Genomic DNA, 14,124 nt, shown 5'->3' on the forward strand with positions numbered 1-14,124 from the left:
AAAGCGAAAGCCACTCTACGCAGAGTGGCTTTCGCTTTTTAAGAACATTGTATTACAGGCTAAAGGCTTCTTTTACTTTGTCAACAAAGTCAAGCTTTTCCCAGGTAAACAGTTCTACTTCCATTTCTTTGGCGTTACCGTTCGACCCAAATTTCTTTGTTACGATCTCGTTCTTACGGCCCATGTGTCCATAAGCAGCCGTTTCTGAATAGATCGGATTGCGAAGCTTCAGGCGTTGTTCAATGGCATACGGACGCATATCGAAGATCGCTTCAACTTTCCGGGCAATGTCGCCATCGTTCAGGTCTACTTTAGCCGTACCGTACGTGTTTACGTAAAGGCCACAAGGCTGAGCGACACCAATCGCATACGACACCTGTACCAGTACTTGGTCGCACAGACCAGCTGCTACCAGGTTCTTCGCGATGTGACGAGTCGCATACGCAGCCGAACGGTCTACTTTCGACGGATCTTTACCGGAGAAAGCTCCACCACCGTGCGCGCCTTTGCCACCGTAAGTATCAACAATGATCTTCCGTCCTGTCAGTCCCGTGTCACCGTGAGGACCACCGATAACGAATTTGCCCGTTGGGTTGATGTAATACGTAATATCGTCGGTAAACAGGCTATGCAACTCAGCTTTCTGAGCGGCTTTCACCCGAGGGATTACAATATTGATGATATCCTCTTTAATTTTATTCAACATTGTCTCATCATCCGCAAAATCGTCATGCTGCGTTGATACGACAATGGTATCAATTCGGATTGGCTGGTGATCATCCGAATATTCAATCGTTACCTGCGACTTGGCATCGGGCCGCAGATAGGGCATCAGCTGGCTTTCGTTGTTGCGGATGTTGGACATTTCACGCAGGATAGCGTGCGCCAGATCCAGCGGCAACGGCATGTAGTTGTCGGTTTCGTTGGTTGCGTAACCAAACATCATGCCCTGATCGCCTGCTCCCTGTGCGTTGGCTTTTGTTTCGAAGTCATCGTTGGCTACTTCGCGGTCAACGCCCTGATTGATATCAGCTGACTGGTCATGGAGAGCCGAGAAAATACCGCACGAGTTAGCCTCAAACATATACTCGCTCTTGGTATAACCAATTTTGCGAATCACATCACGAGTGATCTTTTGAACGTCTAAGTACGTATCAGTCTTGATTTCACCGGCTAACACTACCTGTCCGGTCGTAACCAACGTTTCGCAAGCTACTTTACTGGACGGATCAAAGGCCAGAAAATTGTCAATTAGCGCGTCGGAGATTTGATCAGCGACTTTATCGGGGTGTCCCTCAGAAACAGATTCGGATGTGAAGAGATAAGGCATTACTACTCCGTATGAGCTTGGTTTAACTATGCAAATCTACGAGATATTCCATACCGAGCAAGAATTCAGGACTTTGGGAGTACAACCTTATTATCCGGCTAAAATCTCACTCGCCAATTTTTATTTCTTCTCCTAATAATGCTATAACCATACCTTACCCATGCACATCGACTTTTTCATGGCCGAGTGTTCGCCGAACGACTTACTCCATTCCGATGGCTAAGCAAGCAATGGGATGACAAACCAGAAAGCTCTCAACGAATTTTGTTTCGGTTGGCCAACTGTTCTGTTTTCACGAGTGGCTTTATACGTTGGTGATCGCGCAGTAAAAAGCCAAGCACAAAACCCGCTCCGGCGGCTAACAAAAGGCAGGCTAACCAGACAATCAGATAGAAAGTGTCAGGCTGTAAGTAGTAGTTCACGGATAGTACGTTTGGCTTGAAGCGAACAACGATACGATTTGTTCAGCTAGCTGTTAGGACTCCCCTATTTACTTACGGTAACGAACCTTGTCAAACTTTCTTTATCCAACTATTTTTCGGCGTAGTACATCAAACAAAGCCGCCGTAAACGGCCACCACGGCATCGTTGTAAACAGTCGAATCTCATCGATTAGCCGGGTATCTTCATCCAGAAATGTAAAGACGCGGGGAGAATTTTTTGTGTAGATTTTGGTAAAAATGTCGTCGGCGGGGTGACGATGTTTCTGGAGAACGTTCAGAAAAATACTATCATAAAGCTTGAACCGTCCCTTAAACCAGGACCTCTTCCGATGAGGCTTACCCGTCTGATGTAAACTATGAACGATGTCCTGAAGATACCGTTGTGTTCGTTGGAATGTGTAGCCCGTTGACGCCTTTGTGTAACCGCCCGACGTGCCAATGCGGATAATGTGATCAGATGGGTTCTCTGTAGTCGTCTCGTCAGACATTGGAATTACGCCATACTCGGTTTCGCTGATTCGGTACGCTCCCGTATCCAGATACCGGTCGATATACTGCCTCAAGTCAGCTTCGTACTCCTCCTGCGAGAGAAGCTTGTCGTTGAAAAGCGTAAACTCAACCAGGGCTGTTTTTTCGTTGAATGGTAAGACGTAGAGAAAACGGCAGTCGCCGTGCTGTTCCACCCGAAAATCCATAATTTCGGGATAGTTAGGATCGAAACACGCCTTTTCGGTAGTGATTACCCAGCCTTTGAAGTGCTGGAGTAGGTTATGATTTTCGGGCTGATCTAACTTGAGCGCAAACGTGCTGTCAAACACGTAATCGGCAATGTATGGCTCATCATCGGCAATGACAAATCCGCCCTGTGGCGTGTCTTTTATGCGATTGATAGTTGCTATTTTGCGCTCTACTGTCGGGTATTTAGCGAGTTCAGCCTCTATAAATGCGTAGAAGTCAATGCCTCGCAACATTTTATAGTGGTAGTCCACCATATCAATCGGCCCGGAGTACGTAGTACCGTGAAAACTAACGGTCTCCCATTTACGAAATACGATGGACTCGAACGGCCCTTGTCCTTTCTCCCAAAAACACCAGGTTCGATCGTTCTGGTTTTTAACATCACGATCAATAATCAGGATCGAGCGGTCGCGCAATGAGGACTGCGTTAGGTAATAAGCCAGACTCAAGCCTGCCATACCTCCCCCCGCAATGATGAAGTCGTATTTTTTCATGCACTAAACAAAAAGTCCGGACGAGCCGCCCGGACTTAATTAGTAAATAACAGGAACACTGAATTGTTTGCAAACAAGTAGACAAACTTTATACGTTCACGTGTTTTTCGGCGTGGTAACTTGAGCGAACAAGTGGTCCTGATTCAACGTATTTGAGTCCCCGCATCAAGCCTTCTTCCTTGTACATAGCAAACGTTTCGGGATGAATCCATTCGATTACTTCGTGGTGCATTTTGGTCGGCTGCAAGTACTGACCCAGCGTGAGAACATCCAGGCCATTAGCCGCTAAATCGTCCATCGCTTTAAAGACTTCATCGTGCGTTTCGCCCAAGCCAAGCATAATCCCCGATTTGGTACGCTGACCGTATTCTTTCGTACGCCGGATCTGCTCCAGACTACGTTCGTAGCGGGCCTGCGGCCGAACACGACGGTAGAGCCGTTCAACGGTTTCCATGTTGTGAGAAACCACTTCCTGCCCCGCTGAAATCATCCGCTCAAGCGATTCCCAGTTGCCTTTTGTGTCGGGAATCAATGTTTCGATCGTCGTTGTGGGCGACGATTCTTTGATAAGTCGTACGGTCTGGTACCATATCTCAGCACCCCGATCTTTCAGTTCGTCGCGATTCACCGACGTAATGACAGCGTGCTTCACTTTCATGAGCACAATGGCTTCTGCCACGCGACGAGGCTCATCGGTATCATATTCGTTAGGCCGTCCTGTAGCTACCGCGCAGAACGTACAGCTGCGGGTACAGACGTTACCCAGAATCATGAACGTAGCCGTACCTGCGCCCCAGCACTCACCCATATTCGGGCAGTTGCCGCTCTCGCAAATCGTGTGGAGCTTATGCTCGTCTACTAGCTTACGCACTTTGGCGTATTCTGGCCCGATCGGCAATTTCACACGCAGCCAGTCAGGGCGTTTTTTCCGTTGTTGCTCGGAGGGTATTACTGGTAGTTCAATCATGGCTCCTCAATCCTTTCCAACAGAATTCGTTTTTCCGCCTTAAAGTTCAGCAAAAAAATGGAGAAAGCCGTAGTCAAGCAGTGAGGAAATGGCTTGCTGAACAAGAACCTCATCCCTCTGCTTCACCACGGCTTTCTCTACGAATTTCTTATTTTTTATTGCCAAAAAACAGCGTTATGTAGCCCGAAGTAAAGAAATTCCGATTCCCATCTTCACGGCTGCCGTTGGGTCCTGGATTCGGAATAATAATGACTTTGTTCGGAAAGACTTCTGCCAGAAAGCCAATTTCAACGCCCGTAGTGTTGTTGCGAAAGGTACTTAACTCAAAGCTCATGGCGGCTTTTACGTTCAGACCAACCGTCAGCTTCGATTCGCCAAGCCCCTGAAAAAATCCACCCGATCCAATGGGGGCACCCTGTGGACTTCCTGCACCCTGGTTCAACGAACTGAAAGCAACCGAACGGGTCTGGTTGCCTTCCTGAATTTTAACGTAGTAAGGCTTGATGATACCGATTGTCGGACCGGCAGCGAAGATACCGCTTACGGCAATGCCGTCATCGCCACTGCGGTCGAACAGTTTGATCTCACGTCCGTACTGCCCCCGCAAGGCAAAGAGGTAGTTCTCTTTACCATAAATGTAGCGCGAACTGGCAAAATTGCTGGTCGTCTGAAGCTCCTTTGGGTGTTTGACGTTAACGAGTTCAATGCTCAGATAACGGTACTGCGGCAGGCCAAAAAAGTCGTCCGACAGCAGCTTAGACTGTCGGAATGATAAGCCGCCCAAAATACCAGAGTTCGTATTGGACGTAATGCCATAGGTCGTAATGACTCGATACGTTTCGTCCTCCGAGTCCGTATTTTGTGCCCATGCCTTGCCGCCAATCAACAACCAACTCGTTAAAGCGATTGCCGTCAATTTGTATATCGTTCGCATTTTGTATAATTCTTGATTAAAACTACATAATATACATTAAATCCCGCTAAAATCATTCGGCACATTAGCGTAACCAGCTGATATTTTTTATGTTTAGGCAAATTAGTCAGTAGATAAAGCGGATGCGTTGCGGCCCCTTTTATTGATTTACTGGCTTACAAACTTAATTACTACTTCATGGCTACAATTCACATTGACTACCTGGGCGATCTGCGCACCGACTGTACCCACCTGCAATCGGGCACTCATATCAATACCGATGCACCTACCGACAACCAGGGACGGGGCGAAGCGTTTTCGCCGACTGATTTGATTGCCAACGCCCTTGGCACCTGCATTATTACAACGATGGCCATCTTCGCCCGGCGGGACGGTATCGAACTGAAAGGCAGCGAGCTTGAAGTGACGAAGATCATGAGTAGCCAGCCACCACGGCGTGTCGCTCGGATCGAAATTGATTTGACCCTCCGGGCTGAGGTTTTGCCGGACGAGGCTACTCGTGCTAATCTAGAAAAAATCGCCCATACGTGCCCCGTCGCCATTAGCCTCCACCCCGATCTCGAACAAGCAGTAACGATTCGGTGGGAAGAAGCGGTGAATGCATAGATTGACCGATTGTAAGCAGTATAATGTCCGTTTTTTTACATTATACTGCTTAGCTACCCTCACGTTATGAGCCTGCAAAAAATTCACAAAAGCAGTTGATTACTCCTGTTATACGTCCGCTTTAATTATCAGAAAATAAAGCTTCTTTATTATATTTATTTCTATACTCGATAGGCGACAAACCCGTGATTTTTTTGAATACTGTCCTGAATGATTTTGAATCGGAATAACCGACATCAAACATTACTTCATTAACATTTTTCCGGCTTATTTCTAAGTCTTTCTTGGCGGCTTCTATCTTAACCCGCTGGATGTATTCGACAACGGTATTAGCAGTAGCACTTTTAAAACGACGTTCCAGACTCCGGCGTCCTAAAGCCAGCAAATCAGCTAATTGATCAACGGTTATTCGATCCTGAAAATTAGCTTCTATATACTCCTGCGCTTTTTTTACGGATTCGTCTTCATGCGCTTTCTGCCCTTGAAATATAATGAAGGGAGATTGACTGTTTCGGTCGATGTCGATCATAAAAGCCTTAGCAATTAAAATAGCCACATCACGACCAGCATGTTTCTCAATCAGGTAAACGAGCAGGTTCAGGTACGAGTAAGCACCACCACTGGTATAAATACCATCCTCCTCGGTCATAATCTTATCATCGACCAGATTTACCTCCGGAAACATCGCTCTGAACTCGTTCGCGAGTCGCCAGTGCGTCGCACACTGCTTGCCGTTCAGCAAGCCGGTAGCCGCCAGAAAAAAGGCCCCAATGCAAAAACTGGCAACTTCTGCCCCTGCTTTGTACTGTTCTACAATCCAAGGAATCAGCGCTTGATTACGGGTCAGGGCGCTGGTCTGGTCGCCGAAGAGAGCCGGGATGATAATAAGATCCGTCCTTTTCACTTCCTCAATGAGCAGGTCAGGAGCAATTGTAAACAAGCCGTTTCGCTGCCTTGCTTCACGGGACAGCCCAACCAGTTGAATAGTAAATAAAGGCGCTTTCCCCATGGCCTTTTGTGTCTCATTTACTTCGGCCAGAATTTGGTAAGTACCTTCAATGTTGGTTAAGCTGGTGTGCCCACCCGGAACAAGTATCGATACGTGTTTCATATACCAAAAATAAGAAAACCCTGTCGGAATCAACCCTGCTATTGCCGGAAATCACCCCGGACACCCGAAGTATTTTCGTCTACATTTGTCTTATAAAATTAACGATTAATCCCTTGTTATTCACGAAACAAATCACACAATTACCGCTGAGTCATTATCAAAGTTTTTTCGAGAAAAATCGACTTCTTACTCCTGATTTATCAGTAAAGAACGTCTGGAACATTGATGCGGGATATTTCCTGTTCAGTGCTTCACTTGAGGAGCTTTTAATTCACTTTAGAATCAATATTTCACGTACATCACATGAGAAAAGTAAAGTTACAGATGCAGCTATCCTTGGATGGGTTTGTCGCTGGTCCGAACGGAGAAATGGACTGGCTGGTATGGAACTGGGACGACACGCTTAATCAGTATGTAACGGACCTGACCGAATCAGTAGACTGCATCTTACTTGGTCGAAATCTGGCCCAGGGTTTTATTCCCGCCTGGGCATCGAGAGCCCAAAACCCTGAAACCGCTGACGCTGGCACGCATAAGATGAACGATTTACCCAAAGTCGTTTTCTCCAAAACACTGGACACTGTTGAATGGACGAACGTAACGCTGGCAAATGGCGACATTACGGAAGAGGTGAACCAGTTAAAACAGTTACCGGGTAAAGATTTGATCCTTTATGGTGGCGCCGAACTAGCATCTTCCTTCATCCAGCGTGGCTTAATCGATGAGTATCACCTGTTTATCAATCCGACGGCTTTAGGCAGCGGGATGACAATATTTAAGAAATTAACTGACAGGCTATCGCTGAGATTAATAAAAAGCCAGTCGTTCAGCTGCGGTATTGTCGCCCTACACTACGAACCCGTGCGGGATTCAATCGCCTAGAGTACGCTTTCCCGGCAAACTAATTGTGCGTTTGATTCGGCTTTATAGCCTTGGCCTTCCCCGACCGGAAGGTCATTTGTTTTACGCCCTTTCTAAAATCATCGCTATTTTGCCGTCTGAACTACCCGTCACGAATGAAATACCTGCTTTTTTGTCTGCTTTTTTCCTTCTCCGCGTTTGCCCAAACCAACAATCAATACAATCTGATCCCTTTTCCAGCGCGATTTGTCGGGCAGGATGGTCAGTTTACGCTTACCGCCAGCACCCGGATACTGGTTTCACCCGCTACCGATGCCACCGTTCGCGCTGTAGCGCAAACCTTTGCTAGTCAGGTTAAAGCCGCGAACGGTTTATCGCTGGCCGTTGTACCGGCCAGTACCGCTCTGGCGAAAGGGGCTAACATTTCATTAGCAATCAACAAAAAACTAGCGCTTGGTGACGAAGGCTATAAACTAACCATCACTTCGGGTCGAGTAACGGCCGAAGCGTCTACATCAAAGGGGTTGTTTTATGCGGCCCAAACGATGCGTCAACTGCTGCCACTTAGCCAGTCGGCTCCCCTGACGATGCCAGCCTGTGCTATTACCGACAAACCCCGCTATGGTTACCGAGGATTGCATTTGGATGCATCACGGCACTTCATGCCAGTAGCCTTCGTCAAGAAGTACATCGACCTGATGGCGATGCACAAACAGAATACATTTCACTGGCACCTGACGGACGATCAGGGCTGGCGCATCGAGATTAAAAAATACCCGAAGTTGACGCAGATCGGTAGTAAACGCGCCGAAACGCTCATTGGCCAGTACAGCCAGAACTACCCGCAGCAATACGATGGGAAGCCACACGGTGGGTTTTATACGCAGGCCGAAATTCGGGATGTCGTACGCTATGCGCAAAGCCGGTTTGTAACGATCGTTCCCGAAATTGAAATGCCAGGTCACGCGCTGGCAGCGTTAGCGGCCTACCCCGAACTCGGTTGTGAACCTACGAAAGCCTATCAGGTAGCCACAAAATGGGGCGTTTTCGATGACGTTTTTTGCCCGTCAGACAAAACGTTCGGCTTTCTACAGGATGTAATAACCGAAGTAATGACCCTTTTTCCCGGTAAATACATTCACATCGGAGGGGACGAATGTCCTAAAACGGCCTGGAAAAATAGCGCATTCTGTCAGGAGTTGATGAAGAAAAATAACCTCAAAGACGAGCATGAACTGCAAAGCTACTTTATCCGGCGTATCGAGAAATTTGTCAATAGTAAAGGGCGGGCCATCATCGGCTGGGATGAAATTCTCGAAGGCGGCCTGGCTCCGAATGCGACGGTGATGAGCTGGCGCGGTACAGCGGGCGGTATTGCGGCTGCCAAGCAGAAACACGCGGTTATTATGACACCGGGCGAAACGTGTTACCTTGACCACTATCAGGGCAATCCGGCTACTGAACCACTCGCTATCGGCGGTTACCTTCCGCTCGATCAGGTATACGGCTACGAGCCGACGCCCGCTGAACTCTCCCCCGCTGAACAAAATTATGTGCTGGGTGTGCAGGGAAATGTGTGGACGGAGTACATGCCTACGTCCGAAGATGTTGAGTACATGGTATTCCCACGGGCTATTGCGCTAGCTGAAATCGCCTGGATGCCGAAGGGACCGCGTAATTTTGAAGACTTCGCCCAACGGCTCAAGAACCACTTGCCGCGTTTGAACCCAATTCCGGTCAATTATGCCAAACGTTTGTTCGACATTACCGCCACCACGCAACCCAACGAGCAGGGGCAACTACAGGTGAAACTGAGTAAACTCGACAGCGACAGCCAGATTTTTTACACGACTAACGGCAAAGAACCTAACGAGCGCAGCAACCAGTATATTGGCCCGATTACGTTGACCAAGACAACCACCCTTCGGGCGATGACTCCTACGGGCGGCCAGTTAACACAGACGTTTACACTGCACAAAGGCAAAAACAAGTCATACACGTTTGCTACCCCAACCGGCAATAAAAGCGATCCAAACAGCACGAAGCTGACAGATGGTGTACGGGGAGAAACCCCGCGTGACCGGCGGCAGTGGGTCAACTTCTTCGGTGATATGGATGTAACGGTCGATCTGGGCGACATAACGAGCGTAACTAAAGTATCGCTTAACTTCCTGAAAGTAATTCTAGACAAAAGTTTCCCCCCAACGTCGGTATCCATTGCCATTTCCCGCGACGGTCAGGATTATAAAGAAGCGATCGATCAACCTGTTAAGTATGAACTGACTGGCCCCTGGGACATTTTACCGGTCGTGGCTGACTTCAAAACTGCCCGCGCGCGCTACGTTCGGATTCGGGCGAAGAATGCGGGGGTATGCCCGAACGACCATCCTAACGCAGGCGAAAAAACCTATTTTGCTACCGACGAAATCGTTGTTGAATAACGCGGCTTTGATCGTCGAGTAAAAAGAGCTTCGGCGTAAATTTTGACCAAATCAAACGGGCCTTTAGTTACGCCGAAGCTTCACAGATCGAATAGTAGAAATATGGAATCACGTCAGAAAATAGTTGTTTTATCGGGTGCAGGCATCAGCGCAGAGAGCGGTATTCCCACCTTTCGTGCGTCGGACGGGCTTTGGGAAAACCACCGGATTGAGGACGTAGCAACCCCTGAAGCCTGGCAACGTAACCCCGATCTGGTACAGGATTTTTACAACCAGCGTCGAAAAAAAGCACTAAGCGTCGAGCCAAACGCGGGTCATGTTGCGTTGGTAAAGCTGGAAGATTTTTTCGACGTAACCATCGTTACGCAGAACGTCGACAACCTCCACGAAAGGGCTGGATCCTCAAAGGTGATTCACTTGCACGGAGAGTTGTTCAAGTCGCGAAGCACCAAATACCCAAACCTAGTTTACGATATTGACGGTTGGGAGCTTAAGTTGGGAGATCTCTGCGAAAAAGGTTCGCAATTGCGTCCACACATTGTTTGGTTCGGTGAAGCAGTGCCGATGATGGATGTTGCTCAGGACATAACCGAACAGGCCGACATTTTTATCGTTGTTGGTACGTCCCTGAATGTTTATCCCGCTGCCGGTCTCGTGTACGCAGTTCGAAAAGGGGTTCCTGTCTACGTAGTAGATCCCAACAGTCCAGCCGTTCACGGACGTTCGAACGTGACGTTCATTGCAGAGCCTGCCACAACCGGACTCACTCAACTCGCTGATCAACTGATAGCCGGTACCCTTTCATCGTAAGCGTACGAAGTCTACCAGTAAACCGGGTCATTTACAGGGCGATTGTTTTCTCTCTGCTAAAGCAGTCAGCAACATTTCTCTTAAAAACGAGGTTCACCACGAACGCTCAACGTTTGTGATTTATGGAACCCACTGCTGACTCAAGGACCCGAACATTGTCGGCACACGCCCGCCTAAACGACCTTTACGGTGAACAGGCTGTCTATGGCCGGGCTGATCCGATGCACGAACTGGTCGGAACGATTCTGTCCCATCGCACGACACATGCCAACGAAGTAACCGCTTACCGGACCATGCGCGAACGCTACCCTACCTGGGAAGCCGTTCGCGATGCTCCGCTCGCCGACTTGATCGACGCCATCAAAACAGCCAATTACCCGGAAGTCAAAGCTCCTTACATTCAGAACCTGCTGACCCAGCTGATTGGGGAAACAGGAGCGGCCAACATTGACTTTTTGGCTGACCTATCCACGGAAGATGCAATGAGCTGGCTCACCAATCTCCCTGGAATTGGCCTTAAAACGGCAACGCTAGTCTTACTTTTCAATTTCAAAAAACCCGTGTTGCCGGTAGACACCCACGTTCATCGGGTGACTCAACGGCTTGGCTTAATTGGCCCCAAAGTAAGCGCAGAAAAAGCGCACACCATTCTGCTGTCTTATTTGCCGCAGGACGCTACGGTACTGTTCAATTTTCACAAGCACTTTTACTGGCACGGTCAACGAGTCTGTACGTGGTATTACCCAAAATGTAACGAATGCGTCTTACGCGATCAGTGTGACTTCTATCGATTAGGCGGCAAGATGGTACTGAGTAGTACACCGGTCAGAAGCAAGTCGGTTAAATAACGAACGGGTTGCTGGACAACTGCCAACAACCCGTCTTTTCGCTAAAGAAAGCTTTGTCAGCTGCTAGCTCCGTATTTCCGTTCGTGAAACTGTTTCGACTGTCCTACCCAATTGTCCCGTTCGATGCGACCGGGGAAGAACTCGACAATTTCATTTACTTTATCAATATCCTCTTTAGTGAAGTTCGCAATCTGACGGAATGTGTAAATGCCTAAGCTGTGTAGTTTGCGCTCTAGAAAAGGTCCGACGCCGACAATATCCTTTAAATCATCCGCTTCTACAGCAGCCGCTCGCCCGATTCGGTCAAAATTAAGTTCGTCGGCTCGGGCAGCAATGCGGCTTAATACAGCGGCTTCCGGATCTTGACTAGTTGCCGGATCATCGGCGTAGCTACCAGACAAGTCTGTTGGGTTCTCCTCTACTAATATCTCCGGTGTATCATCGAGCGTAAGAGCGGGCAACAGCGGATCGGCATGCACGAACGAAGGGGGCGTTTCAGCCGGACGCCGAACAACTGTCCCTGGCCCACCCGTTTCCTTCGCGCGTCGGCATTCGTCTAGTTCTTCTTTTTGCTTGGCGACAGCCGCCCGTAAGGAACTAACGCGACCACTGAGTACCAGGCGGCCAAACAGCCAGCCAACAAAAGCAATAAACGCTAACAGCAACAGGATTTCAGTAACTGCTACGGACCGACTTAAGGGATCTAATCCAAACATGATAGGCTTACGGTGTAGTTAAGTCTTTACGATTAATAACGATTCTCGCGATTTCCACGGTAGGTATAAGTCACAAATTCGACTTTTTGGCCAACTGAGCGGCCTGACCGACCCAATTGTCCCGTTGAATACGACCAGGGAAAAACTCGATTATATCGTTTACCTGATCGATATCCTCCCCAGTAAAGTTTGCAATCTGACGGAATGTATAAATGCTGATTGCATGAAGCTTTTTTTCCAGAAAGGGCCCAACACCAACAATTTCTTTCAGATCATCAGCCTCTGCGAGTGAAGCGTAGCCAATACGATTGAAGTCGATTTCGTGGATACGGCTACTGATTCGGTTTAATACCGAAGCTTCATCATTGCCGCTACTAACCACGACAGCGGGTGTACGATAACAATCCTCAACGTTGCGCTTAACGATAGCTAACTGGCTTTCAAGTTCACGGACAAGGTTCTGCCGCGATGCATAGCCAATAATAAAACCTAACACCAGCGTAACGACTCCCATGACCAGGTGTTGAAGTGAAGCGTCAGGGAGATTAAGCGGATTTAACTCAAACATGGTTTCCGAACTTTATGATTTAGCTTCTGTTCCAAACAGGTGTTAGGATACCAAAAGCGTAAACGGTTAAAACTAAATTTATTCAACCACGACCGATACCCGCCGATTTGCTTTACGACCAGATATCGTACCGTTATCGGCCTTTGGCTCACTTTCTCCTTTCGCTTTCACCGTAATTTGATCCGAATTGATACCGGACTTGCGTAACTTATTTTTTACAGCGTTGGCCCGTTCCCGGGAGAGGTTCATATTTACGTCGTCAGGACCTGAGTTGTCGGTATGACCAGTAAGGATGAGTTTTTTATCCTTGTGATCGCGTAAATACTGAACAGCTTCGTCAAAAAACTTTTTTGTTTCGGGCGTACGAATGTAGTTAGCTTCGCCAAGTAAGAAATACAGATCGATTGGCTCAAAAACCGATTTAAACTTCTCGGAAGCGGCCAGTTCCGTTTCTGTGGTAGGAGCCGTCATCGTAAGCGGAGCGGGTGTAGTAGTTGTCGCTACCGTTAGCGGCTCAGGGCTGCTTGCCTCAATCTCTCCAAATGCAAAGTCAAGACCTCCCTTTAGCGAATCCCCGTTGGCGATAAAGGAAAGGTTGCGCTCAATTCCTTTCGTCGTTAGTGATGCAGCTGGAATTCCTTGCTGGATAAGGTACTGCTTTATTCCTTCGGCACGGGCAAGTCCCAGGTTGGCAAATGTAGTTGTGTTGCTTTCAGTGGGCGAATAGTAGCCGATGATTTCGAGCGTACGATTCGGGTTCGTTTTCAGGTAGGTCAACAACGGTTCAAGCGATCCCCTCAGGGTATTCATGTTGGCGTCGCTACCAGATTTGGCAAAGCTGAAATTACCGGGCAGGTCAAGCCGAAAGCTATTTCCGTCCGCAATTGTGTAGCCGTCGGCTCCGGGTGGCGTTGTTTCGAGAGACGGATCGACAGGGACAACTTCGGAAGAAGGCTGGCTATCGTCAGCGCACAACTGTTTGATTTTACAGACATGCCACCACGTTGAGCCGATCATCCAGAGCACCAGCAGGACAACCCAAGGAGTTTTGTTGGCAAACATAAAAAATAGAGATTAAGTAAAGCGCACCTGCCAAGTATCTTACAGAGTAGTCACTTATTTGTAAGTCCAAAAATACAGGTAAGGCACACAAATTCAAGGATATTGGCCGTTATGACGTAAATCCAAAAAAAAGTCTCCATTTGCTGTATAAATTTATATAAAGCATATACAACTACCTGTAAACCAAAAACTACG

General features: G+C 48.1%; 14 protein-coding genes. 5 read left to right on the forward strand and 9 right to left on the reverse strand.

Annotation, left to right across the window (positions count from 1 at the left end; all coding sequences use genetic code 11):
• Window positions 1-52 precede the first annotated feature (52 nt).
• From metK to M0L20_RS03340, 5 genes are all read right to left on the reverse strand, one after another.
• Complete coding sequence (gene metK, locus M0L20_RS03320) at window positions 53-1,330, reverse strand: methionine adenosyltransferase (RefSeq protein WP_232559437.1); 1,278 nt, start codon at window positions 1,328-1,330, stop codon at window positions 53-55.
• A gap of 254 nt (window positions 1,331-1,584) precedes the next feature.
• Entirely contained in the window at window positions 1,585-1,752 is a 168-nt protein-coding gene (locus M0L20_RS03325) for a hypothetical protein (protein ID WP_248475692.1), read from the reverse strand.
• 101 nt (window positions 1,753-1,853) lie between these two features.
• Window positions 1,854-3,005 carry a lycopene cyclase family protein gene (locus M0L20_RS03330; protein WP_248475695.1) on the reverse strand — a complete coding sequence of 384 codons (1,152 nt, stop codon included), beginning with the start codon at window positions 3,003-3,005 and terminating at the stop codon, window positions 1,854-1,856.
• Between the two features lie 88 nt (window positions 3,006-3,093).
• Window positions 3,094-3,972 (reverse strand): lipoyl synthase, encoded by an 879-nt coding sequence (gene lipA, locus M0L20_RS03335; protein WP_232559440.1) that lies wholly within the window; start codon window positions 3,970-3,972, stop codon window positions 3,094-3,096.
• 148 nt (window positions 3,973-4,120) lie between these two features.
• The gene (locus M0L20_RS03340; RefSeq protein ID WP_248475696.1) at window positions 4,121-4,906 is read right to left on the reverse strand and encodes a hypothetical protein; all 786 of its coding nucleotides are present in this window, start codon (window positions 4,904-4,906) and stop codon (window positions 4,121-4,123) included.
• Between the two features lie 177 nt (window positions 4,907-5,083).
• Here M0L20_RS03340 and M0L20_RS03345 point away from each other — a divergent pair, with 177 nt between their 5' ends.
• Window positions 5,084-5,512, forward strand: coding sequence for an OsmC family protein (locus tag M0L20_RS03345; RefSeq protein ID WP_232559442.1), 429 nt, complete (start codon window positions 5,084-5,086; stop codon window positions 5,510-5,512).
• Between the two features lie 121 nt (window positions 5,513-5,633).
• Here the strand turns inward: M0L20_RS03345 and M0L20_RS03350 are convergent, their stop codons facing one another.
• On the reverse strand, window positions 5,634-6,623 hold the full coding sequence (locus tag M0L20_RS03350) for a GlxA family transcriptional regulator (RefSeq protein WP_248475697.1): 990 nt from the start codon (window positions 6,621-6,623) through the stop codon (window positions 5,634-5,636).
• Window positions 6,624-6,926: 303 nt separating this feature from the next.
• Between M0L20_RS03350 and M0L20_RS03355 the strand changes: the two genes are divergently transcribed.
• The 4 genes from M0L20_RS03355 (at window position 6,927) to M0L20_RS03370 (ending at window position 11,583) form a co-directional block, all read left to right on the forward strand.
• On the forward strand, window positions 6,927-7,505 hold the full coding sequence (locus tag M0L20_RS03355; protein ID WP_248475699.1) for a dihydrofolate reductase family protein: 579 nt from the start codon (window positions 6,927-6,929) through the stop codon (window positions 7,503-7,505).
• Window positions 7,506-7,639: 134 nt separating this feature from the next.
• The gene (locus M0L20_RS03360; protein WP_248475701.1) at window positions 7,640-9,925 is read left to right on the forward strand and encodes a glycoside hydrolase family 20 protein; all 2,286 of its coding nucleotides are present in this window, start codon (window positions 7,640-7,642) and stop codon (window positions 9,923-9,925) included.
• A 102-nt stretch (window positions 9,926-10,027) separates the two neighbouring features.
• A complete protein-coding gene (locus tag M0L20_RS03365; protein WP_248475703.1) occupies window positions 10,028-10,735 on the forward strand; it encodes an SIR2 family NAD-dependent protein deacylase in 708 nt (235 codons plus the stop codon).
• A gap of 122 nt (window positions 10,736-10,857) precedes the next feature.
• Window positions 10,858-11,583, forward strand: a complete 726-nt coding sequence (locus M0L20_RS03370; protein WP_232559447.1) for an endonuclease III domain-containing protein — start codon at window positions 10,858-10,860, stop codon at window positions 11,581-11,583.
• A gap of 56 nt (window positions 11,584-11,639) precedes the next feature.
• Here the strand turns inward: M0L20_RS03370 and M0L20_RS03375 are convergent, their stop codons facing one another.
• From M0L20_RS03375 to M0L20_RS03385, 3 genes are all read right to left on the reverse strand, one after another.
• Window positions 11,640-12,299, reverse strand: a complete 660-nt coding sequence (locus tag M0L20_RS03375; RefSeq protein ID WP_248475709.1) for a helix-hairpin-helix domain-containing protein — start codon at window positions 12,297-12,299, stop codon at window positions 11,640-11,642.
• Between the two features lie 70 nt (window positions 12,300-12,369).
• Window positions 12,370-12,867, reverse strand: coding sequence for a helix-hairpin-helix domain-containing protein (locus M0L20_RS03380; protein ID WP_248475710.1), 498 nt, complete (start codon window positions 12,865-12,867; stop codon window positions 12,370-12,372).
• 78 nt (window positions 12,868-12,945) lie between these two features.
• On the reverse strand, window positions 12,946-13,929 hold the full coding sequence (locus M0L20_RS03385) for an OmpA family protein (RefSeq protein WP_248475711.1): 984 nt from the start codon (window positions 13,927-13,929) through the stop codon (window positions 12,946-12,948).
• Window positions 13,930-14,124: the final 195 nt, after the last annotated feature.

Origin of the sequence: Spirosoma liriopis (assembly GCF_023196085.1) — a bacterium.
Taxonomy (GTDB): Bacteria; Bacteroidota; Bacteroidia; order Cytophagales; family Spirosomataceae; genus Spirosoma; species Spirosoma oryzicola.

Bases quoted from the DNA above. Each gene is read 5' to 3' on its own strand.
- M0L20_RS03375 (WP_248475709.1), bottom strand. From the start codon at position 12,299: ATGTTTGGATTAGATCCCTTAAGTCGGTCCGTAGCAGTTACTGAAATC.
- M0L20_RS03330 (WP_248475695.1), bottom strand. From the start codon at position 3,005: ATGAAAAAATACGACTTCATCATTGCGGGGGGAGGTATGGCAGGCTTG.
- metK (WP_232559437.1), bottom strand. From the start codon at position 1,330: ATGCCTTATCTCTTCACATCCGAATCTGTTTCTGAGGGACACCCCGAT.
- M0L20_RS03365 (WP_248475703.1), top strand. From the start codon at position 10,028: ATGGAATCACGTCAGAAAATAGTTGTTTTATCGGGTGCAGGCATCAGC.
- M0L20_RS03380 (WP_248475710.1), bottom strand. From the start codon at position 12,867: ATGTTTGAGTTAAATCCGCTTAATCTCCCTGACGCTTCACTTCAACAC.
- M0L20_RS03350 (WP_248475697.1), bottom strand. From the start codon at position 6,623: ATGAAACACGTATCGATACTTGTTCCGGGTGGGCACACCAGCTTAACC.
- M0L20_RS03340 (WP_248475696.1), bottom strand. From the start codon at position 4,906: ATGCGAACGATATACAAATTGACGGCAATCGCTTTAACGAGTTGGTTG.
- M0L20_RS03355 (WP_248475699.1), top strand. From the start codon at position 6,927: ATGAGAAAAGTAAAGTTACAGATGCAGCTATCCTTGGATGGGTTTGTC.
- M0L20_RS03385 (WP_248475711.1), bottom strand. From the start codon at position 13,929: ATGTTTGCCAACAAAACTCCTTGGGTTGTCCTGCTGGTGCTCTGGATG.
- M0L20_RS03370 (WP_232559447.1), top strand. From the start codon at position 10,858: ATGGAACCCACTGCTGACTCAAGGACCCGAACATTGTCGGCACACGCC.
- lipA (WP_232559440.1), bottom strand. From the start codon at position 3,972: ATGATTGAACTACCAGTAATACCCTCCGAGCAACAACGGAAAAAACGC.
- M0L20_RS03345 (WP_232559442.1), top strand. From the start codon at position 5,084: ATGGCTACAATTCACATTGACTACCTGGGCGATCTGCGCACCGACTGT.
- M0L20_RS03360 (WP_248475701.1), top strand. From the start codon at position 7,640: ATGAAATACCTGCTTTTTTGTCTGCTTTTTTCCTTCTCCGCGTTTGCC.